Origin of the sequence: Polaribacter litorisediminis (assembly GCF_019968605.1) — a bacterium.
Classification (GTDB): domain Bacteria; phylum Bacteroidota; class Bacteroidia; order Flavobacteriales; family Flavobacteriaceae; genus Polaribacter; species Polaribacter litorisediminis.
Genome location: NZ_CP082966.1, coordinates 3,871,476 through 3,894,655, shown reverse-complemented (window position 1 = coordinate 3,894,655; position 23,180 = coordinate 3,871,476). Strand labels below are relative to the sequence as shown.

General features: G+C 29.9%; 24 protein-coding genes. 8 read left to right on the top strand and 16 right to left on the bottom strand.

The features are described 5' to 3' along the window. Positions 1-336 (bottom strand): single-stranded DNA-binding protein, encoded by a 336-nt coding sequence (locus tag K8354_RS16755; protein WP_223443416.1) that lies wholly within the window; start codon positions 334-336, stop codon positions 1-3. A gap of 155 nt (positions 337-491) precedes the next feature. Between K8354_RS16755 and K8354_RS16750 the strand changes: the two genes are divergently transcribed. Then, entirely contained in the window at positions 492-845 is a 354-nt protein-coding gene (locus tag K8354_RS16750; RefSeq protein WP_223443404.1) for a hypothetical protein, read from the top strand. A gap of 380 nt (positions 846-1,225) precedes the next feature. Here K8354_RS16750 and K8354_RS16745 read toward each other — a convergent pair whose 3' ends face one another. Then, a complete protein-coding gene (locus K8354_RS16745) occupies positions 1,226-1,387 on the bottom strand; it encodes a hypothetical protein (protein WP_223443401.1) in 162 nt (53 codons plus the stop codon). A gap of 95 nt (positions 1,388-1,482) precedes the next feature. After that, on the bottom strand, positions 1,483-1,950 hold the full coding sequence (locus K8354_RS16740) for a CBS domain-containing protein (RefSeq protein WP_223443398.1): 468 nt from the start codon (positions 1,948-1,950) through the stop codon (positions 1,483-1,485). A gap of 104 nt (positions 1,951-2,054) precedes the next feature. On the opposite strand from K8354_RS16740, the gene K8354_RS16735 reads away from it, so the two are divergent. Continuing rightward, positions 2,055-4,352: a M28 family peptidase gene (locus tag K8354_RS16735; RefSeq protein ID WP_223443395.1), complete on the top strand. Its 2,298-nt coding sequence runs from the start codon at positions 2,055-2,057 to the stop codon at positions 4,350-4,352. Positions 4,353-4,424: 72 nt separating this feature from the next. Here the strand turns inward: K8354_RS16735 and pyk are convergent, their stop codons facing one another. The 5 genes from pyk to K8354_RS16710 all read right to left on the bottom strand — a co-directional run bounded on the left by pyk (position 4,425) and on the right by K8354_RS16710 (position 8,659). Then, on the bottom strand, positions 4,425-5,852 hold the full coding sequence (pyk, locus tag K8354_RS16730; protein ID WP_223443393.1) for a pyruvate kinase: 1,428 nt from the start codon (positions 5,850-5,852) through the stop codon (positions 4,425-4,427). A gap of 3 nt (positions 5,853-5,855) precedes the next feature. Further along, positions 5,856-6,326 carry an IPExxxVDY family protein gene (locus K8354_RS16725; RefSeq protein ID WP_223443390.1) on the bottom strand — a complete coding sequence of 157 codons (471 nt, stop codon included), beginning with the start codon at positions 6,324-6,326 and terminating at the stop codon, positions 5,856-5,858. Between the two features lie 94 nt (positions 6,327-6,420). Next, positions 6,421-7,158, bottom strand: a complete 738-nt coding sequence (gene rnc / locus K8354_RS16720; protein ID WP_223443387.1) for a ribonuclease III — start codon at positions 7,156-7,158, stop codon at positions 6,421-6,423. 3 nt (positions 7,159-7,161) lie between these two features. Then, the gene (gene fabF, locus K8354_RS16715; RefSeq protein ID WP_223443382.1) at positions 7,162-8,415 is read right to left on the bottom strand and encodes a beta-ketoacyl-ACP synthase II; all 1,254 of its coding nucleotides are present in this window, start codon (positions 8,413-8,415) and stop codon (positions 7,162-7,164) included. A 7-nt stretch (positions 8,416-8,422) separates the two neighbouring features. Beyond that, a complete protein-coding gene (locus K8354_RS16710) occupies positions 8,423-8,659 on the bottom strand; it encodes an acyl carrier protein (protein WP_004569249.1) in 237 nt (78 codons plus the stop codon). Positions 8,660-8,834: 175 nt separating this feature from the next. Here K8354_RS16710 and purN point away from each other — a divergent pair, with 175 nt between their 5' ends. The 4 genes from purN to K8354_RS16690 all read left to right on the top strand — a co-directional run bounded on the left by purN (position 8,835) and on the right by K8354_RS16690 (position 14,687). Continuing rightward, positions 8,835-9,407 carry a phosphoribosylglycinamide formyltransferase gene (gene purN, locus K8354_RS16705; RefSeq protein ID WP_223443371.1) on the top strand — a complete coding sequence of 191 codons (573 nt, stop codon included), beginning with the start codon at positions 8,835-8,837 and terminating at the stop codon, positions 9,405-9,407. After that, positions 9,400-10,035: a ribonuclease H1 domain-containing protein gene (locus tag K8354_RS16700; protein WP_223443369.1), complete on the top strand. Its 636-nt coding sequence runs from the start codon at positions 9,400-9,402 to the stop codon at positions 10,033-10,035. The genes purN and K8354_RS16700 overlap by 8 nt, the downstream gene beginning before the upstream one ends. Before the next feature lie 75 nt (positions 10,036-10,110). After that, a complete protein-coding gene (locus tag K8354_RS16695) occupies positions 10,111-13,362 on the top strand; it encodes a VCBS repeat-containing protein (RefSeq protein ID WP_223443367.1) in 3,252 nt (1,083 codons plus the stop codon). 2 nt (positions 13,363-13,364) lie between these two features. Next, positions 13,365-14,687, top strand: a complete 1,323-nt coding sequence (locus K8354_RS16690) for a vanadium-dependent haloperoxidase (protein ID WP_223443365.1) — start codon at positions 13,365-13,367, stop codon at positions 14,685-14,687. A gap of 1 nt (position 14,688) precedes the next feature. Here K8354_RS16690 and K8354_RS16685 read toward each other — a convergent pair whose 3' ends face one another. From K8354_RS16685 to K8354_RS16675, 3 genes are all read right to left on the bottom strand, one after another. Continuing rightward, positions 14,689-17,337: a carboxypeptidase-like regulatory domain-containing protein gene (locus K8354_RS16685; protein ID WP_223443362.1), complete on the bottom strand. Its 2,649-nt coding sequence runs from the start codon at positions 17,335-17,337 to the stop codon at positions 14,689-14,691. A 137-nt stretch (positions 17,338-17,474) separates the two neighbouring features. Beyond that, positions 17,475-18,233: a GLPGLI family protein gene (locus K8354_RS16680; RefSeq protein WP_223443355.1), complete on the bottom strand. Its 759-nt coding sequence runs from the start codon at positions 18,231-18,233 to the stop codon at positions 17,475-17,477. A 64-nt stretch (positions 18,234-18,297) separates the two neighbouring features. Then, positions 18,298-18,564, bottom strand: a complete 267-nt coding sequence (locus K8354_RS16675) for a hypothetical protein (protein WP_223443352.1) — start codon at positions 18,562-18,564, stop codon at positions 18,298-18,300. Between the two features lie 514 nt (positions 18,565-19,078). Between K8354_RS16675 and K8354_RS16670 the strand changes: the two genes are divergently transcribed. Continuing rightward, positions 19,079-19,357, top strand: coding sequence for a helix-turn-helix domain-containing protein (locus tag K8354_RS16670; protein ID WP_223443349.1), 279 nt, complete (start codon positions 19,079-19,081; stop codon positions 19,355-19,357). A gap of 238 nt (positions 19,358-19,595) precedes the next feature. On the opposite strand, the gene K8354_RS18635 is transcribed toward K8354_RS16670, so the two are convergent. The 4 genes from K8354_RS18635 to K8354_RS16655 form a co-directional block, all read right to left on the bottom strand. Continuing rightward, positions 19,596-19,808 carry a GLPGLI family protein gene (locus K8354_RS18635; RefSeq protein WP_254713059.1) on the bottom strand — a complete coding sequence of 71 codons (213 nt, stop codon included), beginning with the start codon at positions 19,806-19,808 and terminating at the stop codon, positions 19,596-19,598. After that, on the bottom strand, positions 19,784-20,317 hold the full coding sequence (locus K8354_RS16665) for a GLPGLI family protein (protein WP_254713029.1): 534 nt from the start codon (positions 20,315-20,317) through the stop codon (positions 19,784-19,786). The genes K8354_RS18635 and K8354_RS16665 overlap by 25 nt, the downstream gene beginning before the upstream one ends. Before the next feature lie 70 nt (positions 20,318-20,387). Next, positions 20,388-21,113, bottom strand: a complete 726-nt coding sequence (locus K8354_RS16660; RefSeq protein ID WP_223443346.1) for a GLPGLI family protein — start codon at positions 21,111-21,113, stop codon at positions 20,388-20,390. 53 nt (positions 21,114-21,166) lie between these two features. After that, complete coding sequence (locus tag K8354_RS16655; protein WP_223443343.1) at positions 21,167-21,433, bottom strand: hypothetical protein; 267 nt, start codon at positions 21,431-21,433, stop codon at positions 21,167-21,169. A gap of 517 nt (positions 21,434-21,950) precedes the next feature. Here K8354_RS16655 and K8354_RS16650 point away from each other — a divergent pair. Further along, on the top strand, positions 21,951-22,211 hold the full coding sequence (locus tag K8354_RS16650; RefSeq protein ID WP_223443324.1) for a helix-turn-helix domain-containing protein: 261 nt from the start codon (positions 21,951-21,953) through the stop codon (positions 22,209-22,211). Between the two features lie 249 nt (positions 22,212-22,460). Here the strand turns inward: K8354_RS16650 and K8354_RS16645 are convergent, their stop codons facing one another. Next, on the bottom strand, positions 22,461-23,177 hold the full coding sequence (locus K8354_RS16645) for a GLPGLI family protein (protein WP_223443321.1): 717 nt from the start codon (positions 23,175-23,177) through the stop codon (positions 22,461-22,463). Between the last annotated feature and the right edge of the window lie 3 nt (positions 23,178-23,180).

The window sequence follows — 23,180 nt, the reverse complement described above, 5'->3', positions numbered from 1 at the left end:
CTATTTGTTGCCTAATAAAAGTAAATCATGCACCAAAATTTCAGTAACATATCTCTTTTCGCCCTCTTTGGTGTCATAAGATCTGTTGGTTAGTTTGCCTTCTACTGCGATTTCTTGTCCTTTGCTTACATAATTTTCTACAACAGAAACTAAACCTCCTTTTATAACAATGTTGTGCCAATAAGCACGTTCTACTTTGTTGCCTTGTTTATCTTTATAACTATCATCTGTAGCCATAGAAAATTTAGCCATTTTGTTGCCATCTTTAAAAATTACGATTTCTGGATCTTGACCTAATCTACCAATTAATTGTACTTTGTTTCTTAACGTATTCATAAGATAAGTTTTATTTTATATTGAATTTCATTCGTTCCATTCAACACTGCAAAGTTGCGATACGATTACAGTTTTATTCGGTTACAAAGCAATTACTTTCGGTTGTAAATGTTTGTAGTCGTTTGTAATTGTGTAATTTTATGTATCTTTAACGTATGGAAAATAGAAAATGTTTAGAATGTGAGGAAGTCCTAAAAGGCAGAGTGGATAAGAAATTTTGTTCAGATTATTGCAGAAACTCTTATAATAATAAGGTGAATAAAGACAGTAAAAACCTCATCAGAAATATCAATAATAGACTAAGAAAAAATTATAAAATTTTATCAGAATTAAATGTTTCTGGTAAAACAAAAGTAACCCGTACCAAATTATACGACAAAGGTTTCGATTTTCAACTCTTTACCTCTATCTATAAAACTAAAACCGGGAACATCTATTTCTATGTATACAATGAGGGATATTTAGCCTTAGAAAATGAGTTATATCTGCTGATAAGAAAAGATCTTTAAATAAAAAACTTTTTAAAATGTACAACACAATTTTTTTCTTTGCAACTCATAATTGTAAGGTTAGGGCTAAAAAAAGTCAATAGAAATATAATTCTATCGACTTTAATCTAATATAATGTACTTTAAGATAGGATTAATACTTTTTCTTTTCTAGCCCTTTAATATCAATTCATTAATAACAGCTTCCCCCTCTGATTTGATCTTTATAACCAACACCTACCTTTGTAAGGTAAACTCTCCACAAATATTCATTAACACTTTGGCGTAATCTTGGAGTTTTAAATTCCTCTGAAGTAGTAACAGAACCTTATTCTACAATTTCCTTTTTTTTTAACTTGAAAATACTACTGCTAGAATTCCGAAAATAATTGGAATACAAATTAAAAACCAAAATAGATTCGAAGTATTTGCTCTGATTTTTCAAGTTTATCAATTGTTAATTGTTGAGCGAATAACAATTCTATTTGAACTTCACTTTCATTAAATTCATTATACTTTTTGTTAAAGCGTTCTCTTTTTGGTGTCAGTTTTTCTTTTTTCATACTTTTTTAATTCTGTATAGTACCCTAAAATGAAACCCAATTGTTTTTTACCTATATGATGAAAGGTATTTATTGATTAAAAAAGAGCTATAAAATTATTTCCAAGTATTTCCTTTCACTTTTATCGCCGCTTTTAAAACATCTTTCTGACTTAATTGTCCAATTAATTTTCCGTTTTCTACTACTGGAAATCTTCGTCTATGTGATGAAATAAATTTAAACGCAGCATCAAAAACATTCATATCCTTATCAATAGTATCCACATCCGTAACCATATATTTACCCACTGTATTATTGGTATCCGAAGGCATATTGTAGTATTTGCTTTCAGAAATATGTTTGATACAATCCGTCTCAGAAATAATACCCACCAATTCATTCTTATCATTTACTACAGGCCCTCCAGAAATTTTGTAGGTTATTAATTGTTTAATTACATGATCTAAAGAATCTTCTGCTCTAAAAGTAATTAATTTTGTCGTCATATAATCTGATACTAAAATTTCAGACTCCTCTTTTTCTTTTGCCGTATCTCTCTTTCCTTGAAAGCTTTTAATTCCCATAATTTCTACATTTTTTAGTTGCCTTACAATTTACAGATTTTTCCTTATGAATCAACATGAAGAGAAAAAAAATATTTATTACTTTTATTAAAACGTATCTCTCAATGAAAAAAGCATCCTATATCTTATCTATACTCATTATTTTAGGCGTCATCTATTGGAGTTTTTCTGATTTAAAACCTTCTTTAAACACAGAAAAACAGACTTCGAAAACTAATTTTTCTTTGGAGAATGCCTTTTATCACTTAAAAAAAATAAGTCAAAACGCGCATTATGTTGGCACAAAAGAGCACAAAAATGTTCAAAATTATATTGTTGCAGCGTTACAGAAGTTGGGCTTAGAAACTGAAGTACAAAGGCAAACGTATGTGGGTAAAAAAAGGGTAACTGCCACCACTGCAGAAAACATTTTTGCTCGTATTAAAGGTTCTGAAGACGGAAAATCATTAATGCTATTAACTCATTATGACTCAAGGGAACATTCTTCTTTGGGCGCAAGCGATGCTGGCTCTGGAGTTGTTACTATTTTAGAAGGAATTAGAGCTTATTTGGCAAAAAATGAAACGCCCAAAAATGATATTATTATCTTAATTTCTGATGCCGAAGAACTAGGTTTATTAGGCGCCGGAGCTTTTGTTGAATACCATCCTTGGACAAAAGATATTGGTTTGGTTTTAAATTTTGAAGCCAGAGGAAGTGGCGGCCCTAGTTACATGTTATTAGAAACCAATGGAAAAAACAGTACATTATTATCAGAATTTTTAGCTGCGAAACCCAATTTTCCGGCAGCCAATTCTTTAATGTATAGCGTGTATAAAAATTTACCCAACGATACAGATTTAACCGTATTTAGAGAAAATGCTAACATCAATGGATTTAATTTTGCCTTTATTGGCGATCATTTTGATTATCATACAGCACAAGATTCTTATGATCGTCTAGACCGCGAAAGTTTAGCGCATCAAGCAGATTATCTAACCTCAACCCTTAATTATTTCGCGAATTCCAATTTAGAAAACTTAAATTCTGATGAAGACTTTGTGTATGTAAACTTTCCATTTATTGGCTTGCTTACCTATTCGTTTTCATATGTCATTCTGTCTTTAATTATTGCAAGTCTCCTTTTTATCATTTTATTATTCTTCGGATTTTCTTTGCATAAAATAACCTTAAAAGGTGTTTTTAAAGGATGTATTCCTTTTTTGGTTTCAATCATATTATGCGGTGGTATTTCATTCTTTTTATGGAAATTATTACTCATTATACATCCTCAATACACAGATATGTTGCATGGGTTTACCTATAATGGATATGTGTATATACTGGCTTTTGTATTCCTAAATCTCTGGATTTTATTAAAAATATATCGTTACTTTAAAAAGCAAGAGCACACAACAAATTTATTAATTGCCCCGATTTTTATTTGGCTCCTCATAAATCTTATCATTAGTTTGTATTTAAAGGGTGCAGGTTTTTTTATACTCCCTGTTTTTGCGGCTTTATTAATACTAGCCATCGATATTTTTATATCCATAGAAATACGCTCAAAACGTATTCTTTTTACGATTATCTCTATCCCTACAATTTATATTTTTGCACCTTTAATTAAAATGTTTCCCGTTGGTTTAGGGTTAAAAAATCTATTTATTAGTGGTATTCTTATTTCGCTAATTTTTGGATTAATGGTGCTCACCTTTCATCAAAAGAAATCGAATTGGTTTTTAAAATTTTGTGGTTTTTTTGCAATTATTTTCTTCGGATACGCCTCCTATACAAGTGGTTTTTCTGAGGATAATAAAAAACCAAACAGCCTCGTATATTTTCAGAATTCTGATGATAAAACCGCTTTTTTCGGCACATATAATACCTCCTTAGATAGGTATACAAGCCAGATTTTTGACCATACAGCTATCAAAGGAAGTATTACAAACGCAGAAACTAAAAATAAATACAATGCACGTTTTACGTATCACAAAAAAGCTGAATTTAAAAATATAAGTTCTTCTGATATTAATATCCAGATAGATACGATTATTGGCAGTAATCGTCTTTTAGAAATAGTAGTCACTCCCAGGCGAAAAGTGAGTAAATTAGAATTTACAACGGATCGTAAAATTACGCTGAAACAGTTTAAAGTAAATGAGGCTTTAGTCATGGAAGGGAAAAATTATCATGTAACCAAAAGCACTTTTTTAGGGTACACGATTGCAAATTCAGACAAAGAAGTAACCCTTTCTTTTATGGTGGATAAAGAGCAAGAATTAAATATTTTTTTGAACGAAATTTCGTACGATTTATTAACCAATCCTAATTTCTCTATAAACCCTAGAAATAACGAGATGATGCCCATGCCATTTGTTACAAATGATGCAATTATCACTCGTAAAAAGATAACAATGTAAAACACCAGTTGGCAATGCACAAAAAAAGCGTTCTGAATCAGAACGCTTTACATTTTTTATACCTTTAGATATTTATTCTATTTCAGAAACACGTAATGTATTGACCATTCCTCTGGCTTCTGCTGGCATTGATACTAAATTGATAACCAAGTCGCCTGTATTGACAAAACCTTTTTCTTTTGCTATATTATTGATGTCTAAAACAGTTGCATCTGTAGATAAATTTGCATCATAAAAATAGGCTCTAACACCCCAAAGTAAATTTAGTTTCCCTAAAATTCTTTTATTTGTAGAGAACGCTAAAACATGCGTTCTTGGTCTCCATGCAGAAATTTGAAACGCTGTATAACCGCTATTCGTTAAAGTAGTAATGGCAGAAGCTCCTGTATCATTTGCCAAGTTTGCAGCATGGTGACAAATAGATTTTGTAATAAATCTATTTGTTCTAATATGAGGTGCCTCTTGCGGTACTTTAATCATTCTAGAGTTTTCTACACTTTTAATGATTTCAGACATTTTTTGAATAACTTTTAGCGGATGTTTACCCACAGAAGTTTCTCCAGAAAGCATTACTGCATCTGCACCATCCATAATAGAATTTGCAACATCATTAACCTCTGCCCTTGTTGGTACCGGATTATCAATCATGGTCTCCATCATTTGAGTTGCAATAATTACAGGAATTCTTGCTCTTTTTGCGCGTCTTACTAATTTTTTCTGAATTAGAGGAACATCTTGCATCGGTATTTCAACACCTAAATCTCCACGTGCAACCATTAGTGCATCACAATAAGGAATTAAAGCATCCAAATTTTTAACAGCTTCTGGCTTTTCTATTTTTGCAATAATAGGTACTCGATACTCTGAATGTTCTGCAATTAGATCACGAAGCATTCTTAAATCTTCTGGCGTTCTTACAAAAGACAAGGCCATCCAATCTACTTCTAAACCTAAAGCAAAAACCGCGTCCTCTTTGTCTTTTTCTGTTAAAGCCGGAAGAGATATGGCTGTATTTGGTAAATTTACTCCTTTTTTAGATTTAAGCTCACCACCCACAATGACCTTAACAACCACTTCATTTTCTTTGTTTGTAGAAAGTACTTCAAACATTAATTTACCATCATCGACTAAAATATGTTCTCCTACTTTTACGTCTTTAGGAAAACGTTGGTAGGTCATAAAAGCTTTTTCTTTAGTTCCAATACATTTATCTGTTGTAAAAGTAAAAGTATCTCCATCCATTAACTCTACACCTTCTTCCATAACCCCAACTCGAAGTTTAGGTCCTTGTAAATCAGCTAAAATTGAGATATTAAATCCATCTTCTTCATTAATTTCTCTAATTCTCTTCACATTTTGTTCTACAATATCATAGTCTGCATGCGAAAAATTTATTCTAAAAACATTTACACCAGCAATGGCCAGTTCTCTCATTTTTTCTTTGGTATTGATTGCAGGTCCTAGCGTAGCAACTATCTTTGTTTTTTTATTATTTGGCATATTTTAAAATATTAGAAAGTCTTTCGACTTTAATGTATCCTTATCAATTGCATAAGAAGTAATTACTTGATCTATTGTTTTAATTTTATGTATCGTGTCTGCAATAAAATTATATTGCACACTTCCAGAAATTTTAATAAAAAAATCAACTTTTTTCTTTTCTGGAATTAAATATGTTTTTGTTTCTGATGATATCAGTAGTGAACTTGATGCTGTTTGATTTTCTATTTTCGAACTATTTGCTAATAAAAACCATTCAAAATCATATTTATTATTTGCACAATTATATAATGAGAAAGATGATCTCTTATTCAGTTCCTCAAAAGTTATATCTTCTTTTGCTTTATAAAAACGAGTTCTTAAATTTTTATTCAACAAATACGCTAATTTATAATCTTCTAATGTAGTATGAATACCAATTAAGGCATATTCTTCTTCACATAAACCATCTAAAACTAAGGAATGAATTGTCATAAATAATAAGAAGTTCCTGTTTTGTATTTAAGGTGCTAAATTACTAATTGTTTATGAGTTTTTCTGGGATATTAACGAAAACGTTATCGTAGTACTAACCAACAGAAATTTGATTCTGGAAAGCGTAATAAACTCTTTTTGAGGCTTGTTCTTCTGCCTTTTTTTTAGAGGTTGCTCTTCCTTTGCCAACCTGCGCGCCATCAATACTAATTTTTACACTAAAATGTTTTATTGCCTCATTACCAGAATCCTCATAGGTATCAAACTTGTATTTTTTCTTTTGTTTTTGACACCATTCTATAATAACTCCTTTATAACTGGTTATTTTTCCTTCTAGCTTTTCAATATCAACATAAGGAATAATTACATTTTCAAAAATAAATTTTTGTGAAAAATTAAATCCTTTATCCAAATAAATAGCGCCCACTAGCGCTTCAAAAATATTACCATGAATATTATCACCCACGTTTGCCTGATCTACATTACTATTTACAAAGCGTATTAAATTTAAATCCTTACCGAGTTCATTTAAATGTTCTCTGCTCACAATTTTAGAACGCATCTGCGTAAGATATCCTTCTGAACCAGATGGTACTTTTTTATACAAATAAGCAGCAATTACAGCTCCTAATATAGAATCTCCTAAAAACTCTAAACGCTCGTAATTAATAGGGTTTCCTCTCTCGTCTAGCATTTGCATGGATCTGTGCGTAAATGCTTTTTTATACTTATTAAGGCTTCTTGGAGAAAAATTAAGTAGTTTTTTTAGTTCGTAATATAACTCGTTGTCTTCTACCGACTTGGAATTAACAATTTTACGAATGAAATTCATAGATTAGTCTTCCCATTTTTTAAAGGCAACACATGCGTTGTGGCCACCAAAACCAAATGTATTACTAATCGCAATTTTAATGTCTCTTTTTTGAGCCTTGTTAAGTGTAAGATTTAAGTCTGGATTGATTTTCTCATCGATTACCGTATGATTTATGGTTGGCGGAACAACACCATATTTCATGGCTAGAATAGAAGCAATAGATTCTATAGCGCCCGCTGCACCTAATAAATGCCCTGTCATAGATTTTGTTGAATTAATATTGATGCTCTTAGCATGCGTACCAAAAACTTCAGAAATAGCTTTTAATTCTGCTACATCTCCTAAAGGTGTAGAAGTACCATGCGTATTGATATGATCTACATCTTCTGGTTTAATTCCCGAATTTTCTAAACAGTTTTTCATCACAGCGATGACTCCCAAACCTTCCGGATGTGGCGCTGTCATGTGGTAAGCATCAGAAGACATTCCGCCTCCAATAACTTCTGCATATATTCTAGCACCTCTTGCTTTGGCATGTTCATAATCTTCTAAGATAATTGCACCTGCACCTTCCCCTAAAACAAAACCGTCACGTTCTGCATCAAAAGGTCTTGAAGCCGTTTCTGGCGATTCATTTCTTGTAGATAGTGCATGCATTGCGTTAAAACCACCTACACCTGCGCAAGCAATAGCAGCTTCTGAACCACCTGTTACAATAACATCGCAATAGCCAAGTCTTATGTAATTTAATGCATCTATCATTGCATTTGCAGAAGATGCGCATGCAGAAACTGTGGTATAATTTGGGCCCATAAATCCATTTTTAATGGATATATTACCTGGAGCAATATCTGCAATCATTTTTGGAATAAAGAAAGGATTAAATCTAGGGGTACCATCTCCAGCCTGAAAATTCATTGCTTCGTTCTGAAAAGTTTCTAAACCACCAATTCCTGCTCCCCAAATTACGCCAACGCGAAATTTGTTAATTTTGTCTAAATCTAACCCAGCATCTAAAATTGCTTCATCGGAAGCCACCATAGCATACTGTGTAAACCTGTCCATTTTACGCGCTTCTTTCCTGTCTATAAAGTCAGTTGCTGTAAAACCTTTTAATTCACATGCAAAACGAGTTTTGAACTTGGCAGCATCAAAGTAAGTGATAGGTGCTGCTCCGCTAACTCCGTTAACTAAAGCGTTCCAATATTCCTCAATATTATTACCAATTGGCGTTAATGCGCCAAGTCCAGTGACTACAACTCGTTTTAACTGCATATAAATATTACTTTTTTGCTTCTTCTATGTAGCTAACTGCTTGACCAACTGTTCCGATGTTTTCGGCTTGATCATCTGGAATTTGAATATCGAATTCTTTTTCGAACTCCATAATTAACTCAACAGTATCTAAAGAATCTGCTCCTAAATCGTTTGTGAAGCTAGCTTCTGTTGTTACTTCATTATCGTCTACTCCTAATTTGTCTACGATAATAGCTTTTACTCTTGATGCAATGTCTGACATAACTTTCTTGTTTTTTTAAAATTTAAATCGGTGCAAAAATACGAATCTTATTAATTCTAACTAACTTTTGCTTAAAAAATGATGACGAAAGATAATTAAAAATGTTCAATCGCTCATAATAATTAACCGATTTCTTAATTATTATTCTTTTTTTTGTACATTAGAAATATAAGATATGAAGCGTATTGTTATTTTTGCTTCTGGTTCCGGAACGAACGCAGAAAACATTATTAAATTTTTTAATCAAACTAAAACTGCTAAAGTTACACAAGTACTTTGCAACAATGAACATGCCAAGGTTTTTGATAGATGTAAAAAACTAAAAACCAATTGTTTATATTTTAAAAAAAGTGATTTACTACAAGAAAACACCATCTTAAATCTACTAAAAGACAAGGCAGATTATATTATTTTAGCAGGGTTTTTATGGAAAATTCCACAGAACATTATTGATGCTTTTCCTCATAAAATTATCAATATACATCCGGCATTATTACCAAAATATGGCGGAAAAGGGATGTACGGAATGCATGTACACAAGGCTGTAAAAGAAAATAAAGAAACCGAAACTGGCATCACAATTCATTATGTAAACGCTAATTATGATGAAGGTGACATCATTTTTCAAGTAAAAACTTCTTTAGTTGACACCGATACACCGGAAATTATCGCCCAAAAAATTCATATTTTAGAACAAAATCATTTTCCGCAGGTTATTGAAAACGTAATTTCAGCAAAGAATGCCTAACAAAAAATTTTATGTTGTTTGGAACGGAAGAAAAACAGGCGTTTTTACTTCTTGGAAAGTTTGTAAAGCACAAATTGATGGTTATGAAGGTGCGCAATACAAATCTTTTGCTAATTTAGAGGAAGCCGAAAAAGCATCCAAAGGAAAATATGATGATTATAAAGGAAAAAACACTAAAAAACCTACGTTAACATCTTCAGAAAAAGAAAAATATGGCAAACCAATTTTAGAAAGTATTGCTGTAGATGCGGCTTGTGCTGGCAATCCTGGGAGAATGGAATATAGAGGTGTTTTAACCCATAACAAACAGCAAATTTTTATAAAAGGACCTTTTAAAAAAGGTACCAATAATATTGGTGAATTTTTGGCTTTGGTGCATGGCATTGCGCTCTTAAAAAGCAAAAATCAACATACTCTTCCTATTTATTCAGATTCTAAAATTGCCATGAGTTGGATAAAACAAAAAAAATGCAAAACCAACCTTCATTTTGACGCTTCTAATAAAGATTTGCTAGAGCTTATTAAAAGAGCTGAAAATTGGCTTAAAAATAATTCTTTTAAAAACCCAATCTTAAAATGGGAAACCAAAGCTTGGGGAGAAATACCTGCAGATTTTGGAAGGAAATAACAAATATTAATGTTGTTAAAATAATGTTAAAATAATTTTATATATTTGTGAAAATGAACCATTTTACTCGCAAATATGTCGAAAAAAACACCTTTTTTGTTTTTATTCTCATTGATACTAATCAGTTTTAGTTGTAAAAACGAAGATGAAAATATACATCAAGATTATCTTTTAAATAAAATTTCTAGTTCTAAAACCAACATCCACTTTAAAAATTCTTTATTAGAAGATGCCCAACATAGCATTATCAATTACATCTATTTTTATAATGGTGGTGGTGTTTCTACAGGCGATATAAATAATGATGGCTTACCAGATTTATATTTTGTTTCTAATCAAAATGAAAACAAATTGTACCTTAATAAAGGAAACTTAACCTTTGAAGATATTACTGAAAAAGCAAATGTAAAAGGAAATTCTGATTGGAGTACAGGAACAACAATGGTAGATATTAATAACGATGGGTTGTTAGATATTTATGTTTGTACAGTTTCAGAATTGTTAGATTTTAAAGGTCATAATGAGTTATTTATCAATAATGGTGATGGTACTTTTACTGAAAAAGCCAAAGAATATGGTTTAGATTTTAAAGGGTATGCTACACAGGCTTACTTTTTTGATTATGATAAAGATGGCGACTTAGACGTATATATTGTAAACCACGCGGTTCACACCAGTTTGTCTCATGGTAAAGCATCTCAAAGAAATAAAAGAGTTTCTTTAACTGGCGATGTTTTAATGCAAAACAACCATGGAAAGTTTGAAGACGTAAGCGAAAAAGCCAATATTTTTGGTGGCGTAAATGGCTATGGTTTAAGCGCTTCTATTGCAGATTTTAATAATGATGGTTGGGATGATATTTATGTTTGTAACGATTTTCATGAAGATGATTATTATTACATCAACCAAAAAGATGGAACGTTTTCTGAAAGTTTAGACCAATCTTTTTCTACCATTAGCCGTTTTTCAATGGGTAGTGATGCTGCTGATATTAATGGTGATGATTTGCAAGACATTATTACATTAGACATGTTGCCAAATGAAGAAAAATGGTTGAAAGAAACGGAAGGCGATGATGCTATGTTAAATATGCAAGCTAACCTTAAAAATTTAGGGTATAAAGATCAATATTCTAGAAACATGCTTCAGATCAACACACCTGAAAATTATTTTTACGAAACAGCGCTTTACAATGGAGTTGCAGATTCAGATTGGAGTTGGGCTCCTCTTTTTGCAGACTATAATAATGATGGGCATCAAGATTTATTTATTTCTAATGGTATTTTAAGAAGGCCAAATGGGTTAGATTTTAAAAAATACGTATCTAGTACATTCAAAAAATATGGACAACAAAAAGGGCTAGATTGGTTATATAAATCAATTAATGAAATGCCAAGTGGTAAAGTTCCAAATCAAATATTTGAGGGTAACTCGAATCAATTTAAAGAAAAAACTGGAAGTTGGATTGAGAAAATACCATCACTTTCTAACGGTTCTTTATACGTAGATTTAGATTTGGATGGCGATTTAGATCTTGTTACCAATAATGTAAATGAATTCGCTAGCATATTTGAAAACACAACAAATAGTAAAAAGAATTACGCAACAATTCAATTAAATTATCAAGAAAAAAATAAGGAGGCTATTGGTGCCAAAGTGTTTTTATATGCCAATGATACAAAACAATCTAAACAAATTATTAAGTCTAGAGGATTTTTGTCATCCACGGAAGCAAAAGCACATTTTGGATTAGATACGATTTCTAAAATTGACTCTATTGTTGTTGTTTGGCCAAACTTAACGCATCAAAAAACTGAAAATTTACAAGTAAATCAGCTTTTAAAAGTTGATTATAATAGTGATCTAGCTATTCTAAAAACTGAAAAAACTGAGAAAGCAGCTGCTATTTTTAGTGAAGAAAAATTAATTTCTTTCAAACACGAAGAAGATACCTATAACGACTTTTTTAATGAACGTTTAATTCCTTATAAAATATCAACTTTAGGTCCGGCTTTTGCTTTTGCCGATGTTGATAAAAATGGTTTTGATGATATTTTTATTGGCGGAGCTTCTGGCCAAAGTGCTGCTTTATTTCTAAACGATGGAAAATCATTTAAAAAATCAACACAAAATCAATTTGAAAAAGATGCAAAATTCGAAGATAATGACGCTGTTTTTTTTGATGCTGATAATGATGGTGATTTAGATTTGTATGTGGCAAGTGGTGTAAACGAACGCAGAAATAAAAACTTTGAGATTGACAGATTGTACATCAATCAAAATGGCAAATTTGTTAAGAACGATAAAAGAATGATGGTAAATCCTCTTAACACGTCTACAGTTATTGCTTATGATTATAACAATGATGGAGATGATGATTTGTTTATTGGTAATTTATCGAATCCTGATAGTTTTGGAGCTACCGTAAATTCGGCAATTTTAACCAATAATCAAGGTGATTTTAACGTTGCTTTAAAATTTCTTTTTAATGGTAGAGTTACAGATGCTGTTTGGAGCGACGTAAATAACGACAATCAAAAAGATTTGCTAATTGCGTCAGAATGGGATTCTCCTAAAGTTTATATCAACAAAAATGGCAATTTAACCTTACAAGAAATGCCAAAAAACTTAAACGGTTTGTGGCAAAGCATTGCTACTTATGATGTTGATTTAGATGGCGACCAAGATATTGTTTTAGGAAATTGGGGAGAGAACAATCGTTTCTCAAAATACATTGAAAATCCTATTTATTTATATCATGGAGATTTTGATAAAAACGGAAAAAAAGAAAGTATCATTGCTTATAAAATTGGCGAAAACTATTATCCATTACAAACCAAGGATGAATTGTCTTCTCAAATGAATTTTATCAGTAAGAAATTTTTAAATCATGCAGATTTTGCACTACAATCTATAGAAAGTATTTTTGGAAAAGACGTTTTAAAAGACGCTAAAAAAAGTAGTATTGATATCCTTTCATCTGGATATTTAGAAAACGAAAATGGGAATTTTAAAAAGTTTATTCCTTTTAATGCAAAGTTACAAGTGGCACCAATTACATCATTTTCTGAAATTGAAATAAAAAAACAAAAACAACTTCTCATTAGCGGAAATTCTTTAAAAGTAAATACCTATCATGGAGGTTACAAATCTTTAAAAGGCTTTTTAATGACTTCTAAAGATGATGTGAAACCAGTTTCTGAATTGGGCTTAAAGCCTTTTAATAATCAAATAAAAGAAACCGCTGTTCTTAAAATGAAAGATAAAAATGTTTTACTGATTATTGCCAATAACGATAGTTTAAAAACGTACACTTATAAAAATTAACAATGCAACAATTTCTTTCACGTTTTATAGTCTTCGTATTCATAAGCTCTTTGTTCTCTTGTACCAAAGAGCCTATTAAAATAACGCCCAATGAGTATCATTTACTTGTAGATAAATTAACGGAGGTCATGATTCATGACATTTTTTCTCCACCAGTTGCTAGTCGGATTTACGCGTATCCAAACATTGCGGCTTACCAAGTTTTAAATACAGAAAATGGTGCTTATCATTCTTTAGAAAATCAACTAAATGGATTAAAAAAGATTCCTAGTATTTCTTTGGATAAAAATACAAACAAACAATTAGCCGCTTTAATTGCTTATTTAGATGTTGCCAAAGAAGTTGTTTTTTCCAAAGAAAAAATAATTGTTTTTAGAGATAGCTTGTACAAGGATTGGGCGTATAAAAATAACACAGAATTTACAGCTTCTAAAAAGTATGCATTGGTGGTTTCTAAACCTATTTTAGACTGGATGCATAAAGATATGTATAAAGAAACCAGAACAATGCCTGCTTTTAATGTGTATTCTAATGATGCTTCTAGATGGCAACCAACACCGCCTGCGTACATGCAAGGTATTGAACCTAATTGGAGCAAAATACGAACCTTTGTTTTAGATTCTGCTGCTCAATTTAAACCAATTCCACCTCCAAAATTTTCTATGGAAAAGGGAACTGCGTTTCATACAGAATTAATGGATTTATACAATTTAACCAACGAAATTATAAAAAAAGGAAATGATTCTGAAGAATTAGCGATTGCTCAATTTTGGGATTGTAACCCTTTTGTAGTTGTTAATAAAGGCCATTTTATGTTTGCCTCTAAAAAGATAACTCCGGGTGCTCATTGGATTGGTATTTGCAAAATAGCCGCAAAAAAAACGAACTCTAATTTTGAAAAAACCGTTTTTGCATACACCAAAACCTCCATTGCAATTGCAGATGGTTTTATAAGTTGTTGGGATGAAAAATATAGAAGTAACCTTATTAGACCAGAAACCTTAATTAATAAATATATGGATGAAGATTGGTATCCATTATTACAAACGCCTCCTTTTCCTGAATATACTAGTGGACATTCTGTGGTTTCTGGAGCTGCTGCAGAAGTATTAACGGATATTTTTGGTGATAATTTTGCTTTTGATGATACTACAGAAATTCCTTACGGTTTGCCTACAAGAAGTTTTACTTCGTTTAGAAATGCTGCAAAAGAAGCTGCAATTAGCAGAATTTATGGTGGAATTCATTACAATGCAGCAGTTGAAAATGGTTTAACGCAAGGCATCAATATTGGTAATTTTGTAATTGAAAAATTAGATTTTTAGTTTACAAATTATACCCAATACTAAACATCACAATTCTTGGTAAAATAAATGTTTTGGTGTCTGAAATTAAAAAATCTGAAAAACTATTACTTTGTTTAAATTGTGCGTTAAACATATTTTGAGCCGTTATTTTATAACTCCAAGCAGAATTTTCTCCTTTGTAAGATAAGGTAGTGTTCGCAATTTCATACGTATTTTTTTGCCCTAAAGTTTTATTTTGATACGTACTTTTTGTGTAATCGAAATTGAAAATGAAACCGTCTAAAAAACTATAGTCAATATTTATAAAGGGTTCTGTAGTTACAAATTTTGAGGTGTTTGTACTTGCTGTAAAATTACCAATATTTTGTTTTATGCCGATTTCTATGGTTGGAAATTTATCAAATAAGGTTTCTATAGCAATTTCATAATCGTAATTTTTATTTGTATTGGTTTGAATGGTATTGTTTAATTCTTGGATGTATTTTGAGTTGTTAAAACCAACATCAAACTTGTATTTTAATTGATGTATGGTTTTCTCTAAATGAATATTTCCTCGCCAGTCTTCTGATGGATTCTCAAACATTTTAATGGTTAAAAATTGATTGATGTCATTAAAATCAACCGTATTTCTAACACCTCGAATTTGTTTGTTATAATTTAAACTCGTAAACAACATTAAACCCCGATACAAACTAAATCTGCTGTAATAAATCCGTGCATTGTGAAATAAATTATTTTGCAGATTTTCATTTCCTCTAAAAACGGAATTGTAAGATTGCAAATAAAAACGATTGGAGAATTTACTGGCATCAGAAAAAGAAGTTTTTAAATTGTAGTTAATGGTAATTTTTTTTGACTTATTAAACTCAATTTTTGCTAAAAAATCGGGTAAAACTACCCATTTATTTTTATTTAAATCTGTTTGATTATGCAAAGACCAACTATAATTATGGGCTTCAAAACCTTGTTTAACCGTAAAAATACCTGTTCTAAATTTATAGTGAACTCCTAAAAAAAAGTCATTTAATTTAAAGTTTAAATCGTTTCCAAATCCATCGATACCAAAATTATTAATGGTGTTATCATCTAAAATTTGACTATCATCTGTAAAAAAATCTTCGCTTAAAAATTTATTACCTAACGTTGTGTAAATGTGATTGCTATTGTTTATTTCCCAAAAATGTTTAAAAACGCCATCAAAGTTATGCTCTTGAGTATTTTTTAGTTGATTGATGCGTAAAAGCGTCTGATTGTTATCGGCAGGAATTAAACCTTGTAAAATAGCATCTTGTGTGTCCCAAAAAGCAGTTTTATTACTTTTATCGAAGGTATAATTGATGACTGATGAAAACGTGTGTTTGTCATTTTGTCTTTTGTGCCATTCTATATTTTGATTGATGTAGGTGGCTGTTAAATCTCTATCTGTAGTTATGGTATTTGTATTGTTGTTGATAATACTAGTAAGACTTTGATTATTGCTATTATTGGTTCTTTTGACTTGGGTTCTTGCATAGAATTTCGATTTAGAATTGGGTGTATATTCTAAATTCAAATTCCCAATACCTAACAAATTGTCAAAATTAGTTTTGCGAGTTCTATCTTCTGTAAATGCGGTATATTCATTTAAATTTTCTACCAAACTAGACGTTTCTGAATTCGAGAAAATGGCATAACCCGAAACATCTAATGTTGAAGTGGCTACTTTTGTAATGTTTAACGCTCCAAATTTTTGTTGACTGCTTAACACATCATTGCTCTGCATAAATTGAGAAAAATCGCCACCTTTCCAACTAAAATTACCGCTAAAAACAGCATTTATTCCTCCAGAAAAACTTAAGTAATCTCTAAACGTAAATGTTTTTTCGCCAATGTTATTTAAGTTTCCTATAAAATTGACATTCGTTTTGGGTGAATAATAAAACAAATTTGCACTTGTTTTATAAAAATCATCATTGCCTTTCCCAGCTTCTACATCCCCAAAAACAAAACGTTTTTTGTCTTCTTTTAGTTTGATGTTCATTGCCATTTCATCTGAATCTGACAAACCTTTTAAAAACGAAACCTCATTATAATTATCAATCACTTCTACATTACCCACTGCATCTGCAGGAATATTTTCTACAGCTAATTTAGAGTTGCCTCCAAAAAACTTTTTGCCATCTACCAACATTTGGGTTACTTTTTTACCTTGCACAGTAACTGTACCATTTTTACTGACTTCTACTCCTGGTAATTTTTTGAGTACATTTTTTAATTTGCGCTCAGAACCATCTATAAATTTACTCGTTTTATAAATTGTAGTATCTCCTCTCACAGTTACTGGCATTTCTATCACAATTTCGTCTAATTGCTCTGAAGATTGTTGTAATGTAAAATCTTTTTTTGTTGATTTCGATGCGATAAACTGATAATCTATTGGTTTGTAACCCAAATAAGAAATGCTAATGGTAATTGTATCTCCTTGCACTAAAATTAATTTATAATAGCCTTCATTGTCTGAAATAGCAAACTGCAAATTTTTAGAAACATCTTTGGGTTTTGCAATTACATTGGCATAAGGCAAAGGATTTTGTAAGCTGTCTTTTACAAAACCTGTTAACGTTACTTTTTGGGAATAACTAAAACACGAAATAGTAAATACAAAAATAATTAGGAGTTTCTTTTTCATAAATGATAACTTATTGTTTTTCTATTTTTTTCCACATAGCAGCTCCTCTTTTTCTTGATTCTTCAGCAGTCATTTTTCTCCTGTTTCTTGGGTAAGGTTCTATTTTAAAAAATTATTATTCGATGAATTTATGGCACTCAAGACTTTTTCGAATTTCTGTACTTCTCCAATTTATTGTAAAATGCGGGATGAGCTTTTCTAGTTAAAACATCATACTTTTCTTTAGTTATTTCTTCTCCTTTAGGTTTTTTGATTACAATTTTTTCTTTTGGGTTCAATTCTATTTTAATTGCAGTAAATGTTACTATATTATCTTCTAATTCTAAAATTAAGCCAGGTAAACCAGTAAAAATTTTAGGTCCATAGCTTGCTGGTATTTTTGGTGTAAACCAGGCTACTGGTTTTTTATACTTATATAAAGGGTTTTGATATTCTGCTCTATAACATAGATAACCGCCAATAATTTTAGTTTCTTGTGATATTTCCCATATAGGCTTTGGTTGTTCTACTAAAAAACACTTTCCTAACACACGACACTCTAGAATACTATTTTTTTTTATAAAACTATTTTCTGTAAAATATAATTTATCCCTACCTGCTCCTTTTTGAGTTAAATTATCTACTCTTATACCATCATTTTTTAATTTCATATCTGGCTTATAAATTGAAAAGAGTTTATCAAATTCTAAATAAACTAAGATATCTCTTGCATTATTAATCTTATTTAAATAATGTTGCGAGGTAATCTTATTTAATTCTTTGTTTCTTTTATTTACTTGACCTACTGTTAAATTTAAAGAAACATTATAAGTAATTTTCCCTGATAATTCTTGTGACTTGACAGAGAAAAATATTAAAAAAGGTATTAGAAAACTTATTTTTGTCAGTATTTTCATTTTGATATTCTTTTTAAAAAGCCACATCTTAAATTTAATTTAAGAGGTGGCTCAAATAATTAATTTAACTAAAAATTTGGCAATTAGCAGCTAAACAGAGTTCATAATTCGCTAAATAGTCTTCCATATATACTAATCCTCCTTCTGCTTCTGCTTCCTCTATTGTCAGTTCAAATGAACTATCAACACAATCCCTTGCACAACCAAATTCTTCGACTATTTCCATTACTTTTTCAGCAGCTGGGATAAACTCATTATCAGCTGATTTTGCATTTATAAAACTAACACCTGTTGCTAAAACAAATACTAAACTTAAAATTACTTTTTTCATTTTTCTAAAATTTAAAAACCTCTTTATAGGTTTATTTAATAAATATTTTTTGAGTTTTTAGTTGAGTACACCAAATTAAAATTCTCTAAAAAATTGGTAGAAAAAGTGGTACTTTTGTAAAACCTCCTCTGCTTGTGCCCGAATTTATCGGGTATCTGTTTATTTACATAAGCATTTGTTTTAGGTAATACATTTATTTGGTAATTTTTATATTTCTTAATTCCGCAAGCGGAGGTTTTTTTACTTTTCTCTAAAATTATATTTCTTACTAACTTTTCAAATCAATCTTTAAAAAAAGAGACTTCTCTTATAGAGAATATGTACTTTTTGTTAATTTTTTAATTTTCAACAATTTCAGTTTTTCAAATTTGAGAAACTTTTTTGGTTTAAAAAAACAAATAGCTTTCCATTTACGCTTCATGGTTTAGGGGGAGAAAAACACAAAAATATCCCCATAAACCATGAAGCGTAAATGGAACATTATATGTTGAAAATATGTACTACTTTTGTTTTTATGAAAAAGAAAGACTACTTTACTTACTTTGTAAAAGACGAATATGAAGCTATTTTAAAAAATCTAATTTCAATTAGAAAAGAAAAAGGTTTAACCCAATATGAAGTAGGAGAAAGACTTGGTTTAAGCGATAATGCCTATTCAAAATTAGAAAATGGACATATAAAGTTAGATGTACAGCGTCTTATATTTATCTTAAGACTTTTTGATATAAACCTAAAAGATTTTTTTAAAGATTTTAAAGATTTTAAAGATTTTAAAGATTTTAAGAAAAATTAGTTTTAAGAATCAAATTGTATTCTTTTCTACAATGAATTTTCTTGTTATAGGTTTTTTTCTTTTCTTGACAACAAAATTATTTATTTTTAGCTTTAAAAATTGCTCATTTTATTGAAACATCTTTGTGTTTTGTAAGCTGTCTTTTACAAAACCTGATAAGGTTACTTTTGGGGAATAACTAAAACACAAAATAGTAAGTACAAAAATAAATAGGAGTTTCTTTTTCATAAATGATAACTTATTGTTTTTCTGTTTTTTTCCACATAGCAGCTCCTCTTTGTCTAGCTTCTTCAGCAGTAATTTTTTCGCCTTTTGTTGGTTTATTGATGATAATTTCATCTTTTGGATTTAATATTATTTCTGATACACTAATTGTTCTTTTATACATTTCTACCAAAAGAACCAAGCCAGGCAACCCATTATATTTTAGAGGTCCAAAACTGACAGGTATTTGAGGTGTAAACCAAGCATAAGTACTATTTTTTTATAACTTAAATCTACTGCTTTATAACATACGTAACCACCAATTACTTTAGATTCTTGTGTTATTTTCCATTCTTTCTTAGGGATGTCTATTAATGAAAGTTCATCAAAAACATCACTTTCATGATAAAATTCTTTTGTTTTAATATTCTTATAATATCTGTTGTCTCCTCCTGCAAAAGTTCTATTCATATTTAAAGTTGGTTTGCCATCATTATTCATTTTATCTTCTACATAGTAAATAGACTCTAGATTGTTAAATTCTAAATATGCATTTACATCTGGCATGTTTTTTAAAACACTTTTCATCCAAGAGTTCATTTTTAAGTTTTTTACCTTACTTTTTTTAGAGATAGAGTCTATTTTTTTATCAGATATTGGCGTTGTAGAAACCACATAAGTTATTTTGCCAATTGTTTTTTGTGAAAAACTAAGCATAGAAAATAAAAAGAGTAAAAAAAATAAAAGCTTTTTCATAACAATGTTTTCTTTTAATAACGAATTAAAAAAAGTTAAGTTTCAAAAAGAGTGTTTTTAAAAAATAAATCTAATTACCAAATACACTTTTTTTAGCTTTTTTTATTTCTTTTGCATATTCTTCATAAGAAACTCGTTTGCCACCAGTCGGTTCTTCTACTTTAATTTCTTCTTTTGGGTTTAGTACAATTTTAGTTGCCTTAAATATAATTTTCCCTACCTCTAGTTCTAAAATTAAACCTGGCAAACCATATTCTCCTTTTGGACCAAAACTTATTGGAATACTTGGTGTGTACCAAGCAATTACTTTACCATTACTTCTTGTAGCTTTGTATGATACATAACCATTTATAGTTCTTGTTTCTTGGGTAAGTTGCCATTCTAAATACTTATTGTCAAAAATAAAACACTCGCCAATGATACATTCCTTTATCAAGTATATTTTATCTATTTCATTGTAATAGTATGTATTTGAACCTCCACTAACAGTTTTTAAAACCTTTTGAGCTAATTCATTTTTTTCTAAATTTAGTTTTTCAGTAACTTTAAAAATTCCTTTATAATCGAAAAATTTTAATTTAGATTTTATAGTAGTTGTATTTAAAAACACTTTATCTAAAGATTCTTTAACTCCTTTTCTATTTATATTTTTTCTTTTAGTTGTTAAATATTTATCTAATTCTTTACCGTTAATTTTAGATTCATAATAAACAATTCCTGAACTGTTTTTTTGTGAACTTAAGTTTATGTTGGAAAAACAAATTAATAATAAAATAACTATGTTTAATTTTTTCATGTTTTTTAAAGCTTAAAATGACTAGAGTAAAACTCTAGTCATTAATTTTATTTCTAACATCCACGTGCATCAACACATGTAGTATAAAATAATTCCCAAAGACCATATAATTCTCCTTCAGAACTTCTGTCTTCATGATCTGTTGCAAATGCCAAAGCTCCTGCTCTTGCGTCAGCATTACATTCACCCCTACATCCAAAATCTTCAACTACTTCAATAGTTTCTGTTGTTGGTGTAGCTATTTCTTCGTTAGAAGTATTCGCATTCATCATTGTTCCTGTTGCTAGCACAAATACTAAACTTAAAATTACTTTTTTCATTTTTCTAAAATTTAAAACCTATTATTTAGGTTTATTTATTAATTATTTTTCGAGTTTTTAGTTGTGTACACCAAATTAAAATTCTCTAAAAAATTGGTAGAAAAAGTGGTATTTTTGCAATACTTCCTCTGCTTGTGCTCGAATTTATCGGGTATCTGTTTATTTACATAAGCATTTGTTTTAGGTGATACATTTATTTGCAAGATTTTTATATTTCTTAATTCCGCAAGCGGAGGTTTTTTTACTTTTCTCTAAAATTATATTTCTTACTAATTTTTCAAATTTATCTTAAAAAAAAAAGAGACTTCTCTTATAGAGAATATATACTTTCTGTTAATCTTTTAGTTTTATACTATTTTAGTTTTCCAAATTTCAGAAACTTTTTTGGTTTAAAAAAACAAATAGCTTTCCATTTACGCTTCATGGTTTAGGGGGAGAAAAACACAAAAATATCCCCATAAACCATGAAGCGTAAATGGAACATTATATGTTGAAAATATGTACTACTTTTGTTTTTATGAAAAAGAAAGACTACTTTACTTACTTTGTAAAAGACGAATATGAAGCTATTTTAAAAAATCTAATTTCAATTAGAAAAGAAAAAGGTTTAACCCAATATGAAGTAGGAGAAAGACTTGGTTTAAGCGATAATGCCTATTCAAAATTAGAAAATGGACATATAAAGTTAGATGTACAGCGTCTTATATTTATCTTAAGACTTTTTGATATAAACCTAAAAGATTTTTTTAAAGATTTTAAAGATTTTAAGAAAAATTAGTTTTAAGAATCATATTGTATTCTTTTATACAATGAATTTTCTTGTTATAGGTTTTTTTCTTTTCTTGACAACAAAATTATTTATTTTTAGCTTTAAAAATTGCTCATTTTATTGAAACATCTTTGTGTTTTGTAAGCTGTCTTTTACAAAACCTGTTAAAGTTACTTTTGGGGAATAACTAAAACACAAAATAGTAAGTACAAAAATAAATAGGAGTTTCTTTTTCATAAATGATAACTTATTGTTTTTCTATTTTTTCCACATAGCAGCTCCTCTTTGTCTAGCTTCTTCAGCAGTAATTTTTTCGCCTTTTGTTGGTTTATTGATGATAATTTCATCTTTTGGATTTAATATTATTTCTGATACACTAATTGTTCTTTTATACATTTCTACCAAAAGAACCAAGCCAGGCAACCCATTATATTTTAGAGGTCCAAAACTGACAGGTATTTCTGGTGTAAACCAAACTACAGGTTTCATTTTTCTATTTGTAGAGGCAATATCTATGGCTTTATAACACAAATAGTTTCCTATCTTTTTAGACTCTTGCGTTATTTCCCATTTTTTTGTGTCAATTTCTATCAGTAATAATTCTTCAAAAGTGCTATTTTCTTTAAAATATTCTCCTGTTTTGGTGTTTTTGTAATATTGATCATATCCACCAGCAGAAGTTCTGTTTACGTTATAGGTTGGTTTACCATCATTTTGCATCTTATCTTCTACAAAATATAAAGCTTCAGTATTGTTGAACTCTAAAAAAGCTTTTACATCTGGAGTATTTTCAAAAATATCTCTCATCCATTTATACATTTTTATGTTTTTAGTTTTGAAGTTTCTAGCTATAGAATCTATTTTCTCTTTTGTATAGGATTCCATAGAAACTATATAGGTTACTTTACCACTTAATTGTTGAGAAAGAACCGTTGGCGAACAACATGATAAAATACATAGAAGAATAAATTTCATAGC

What these genes read in the sequence shown, in the direction of transcription:
- K8354_RS16755 (WP_223443416.1), bottom strand. Translation starts at nt 336, where the DNA reads ATGAATACGTTAAGAAACAAAGTACAATTAATTGGTAGATTAGGTCAA.
- K8354_RS16750 (WP_223443404.1), top strand. Translation starts at nt 492, where the DNA reads ATGGAAAATAGAAAATGTTTAGAATGTGAGGAAGTCCTAAAAGGCAGA.
- K8354_RS16745 (WP_223443401.1), bottom strand. Translation starts at nt 1,387, where the DNA reads ATGAAAAAAGAAAAACTGACACCAAAAAGAGAACGCTTTAACAAAAAG.
- K8354_RS16740 (WP_223443398.1), bottom strand. Translation starts at nt 1,950, where the DNA reads ATGGGAATTAAAAGCTTTCAAGGAAAGAGAGATACGGCAAAAGAAAAA.
- K8354_RS16735 (WP_223443395.1), top strand. Translation starts at nt 2,055, where the DNA reads ATGAAAAAAGCATCCTATATCTTATCTATACTCATTATTTTAGGCGTC.
- pyk (WP_223443393.1), bottom strand. Translation starts at nt 5,852, where the DNA reads ATGCCAAATAATAAAAAAACAAAGATAGTTGCTACGCTAGGACCTGCA.
- K8354_RS16725 (WP_223443390.1), bottom strand. Translation starts at nt 6,326, where the DNA reads ATGACAATTCATTCCTTAGTTTTAGATGGTTTATGTGAAGAAGAATAT.
- rnc (WP_223443387.1), bottom strand. Translation starts at nt 7,158, where the DNA reads ATGAATTTCATTCGTAAAATTGTTAATTCCAAGTCGGTAGAAGACAAC.
- fabF (WP_223443382.1), bottom strand. Translation starts at nt 8,415, where the DNA reads ATGCAGTTAAAACGAGTTGTAGTCACTGGACTTGGCGCATTAACGCCA.
- K8354_RS16710 (WP_004569249.1), bottom strand. Translation starts at nt 8,659, where the DNA reads ATGTCAGACATTGCATCAAGAGTAAAAGCTATTATCGTAGACAAATTA.
- purN (WP_223443371.1), top strand. Translation starts at nt 8,835, where the DNA reads ATGAAGCGTATTGTTATTTTTGCTTCTGGTTCCGGAACGAACGCAGAA.
- K8354_RS16700 (WP_223443369.1), top strand. Translation starts at nt 9,400, where the DNA reads ATGCCTAACAAAAAATTTTATGTTGTTTGGAACGGAAGAAAAACAGGC.
- K8354_RS16695 (WP_223443367.1), top strand. Translation starts at nt 10,111, where the DNA reads ATGTCGAAAAAAACACCTTTTTTGTTTTTATTCTCATTGATACTAATC.
- K8354_RS16690 (WP_223443365.1), top strand. Translation starts at nt 13,365, where the DNA reads ATGCAACAATTTCTTTCACGTTTTATAGTCTTCGTATTCATAAGCTCT.
- K8354_RS16685 (WP_223443362.1), bottom strand. Translation starts at nt 17,337, where the DNA reads ATGAAAAAGAAACTCCTAATTATTTTTGTATTTACTATTTCGTGTTTT.
- K8354_RS16680 (WP_223443355.1), bottom strand. Translation starts at nt 18,233, where the DNA reads ATGAAAATACTGACAAAAATAAGTTTTCTAATACCTTTTTTAATATTT.
- K8354_RS16675 (WP_223443352.1), bottom strand. Translation starts at nt 18,564, where the DNA reads ATGAAAAAAGTAATTTTAAGTTTAGTATTTGTTTTAGCAACAGGTGTT.
- K8354_RS16670 (WP_223443349.1), top strand. Translation starts at nt 19,079, where the DNA reads ATGAAAAAGAAAGACTACTTTACTTACTTTGTAAAAGACGAATATGAA.
- K8354_RS16665 (WP_254713029.1), bottom strand. Translation starts at nt 20,317, where the DNA reads ATGAAAAAGCTTTTATTTTTTTTACTCTTTTTATTTTCTATGCTTAGT.
- K8354_RS16660 (WP_223443346.1), bottom strand. Translation starts at nt 21,113, where the DNA reads ATGAAAAAATTAAACATAGTTATTTTATTATTAATTTGTTTTTCCAAC.
- K8354_RS16655 (WP_223443343.1), bottom strand. Translation starts at nt 21,433, where the DNA reads ATGAAAAAAGTAATTTTAAGTTTAGTATTTGTGCTAGCAACAGGAACA.
- K8354_RS16650 (WP_223443324.1), top strand. Translation starts at nt 21,951, where the DNA reads ATGAAAAAGAAAGACTACTTTACTTACTTTGTAAAAGACGAATATGAA.
- K8354_RS16645 (WP_223443321.1), bottom strand. Translation starts at nt 23,177, where the DNA reads ATGAAATTTATTCTTCTATGTATTTTATCATGTTGTTCGCCAACGGTT.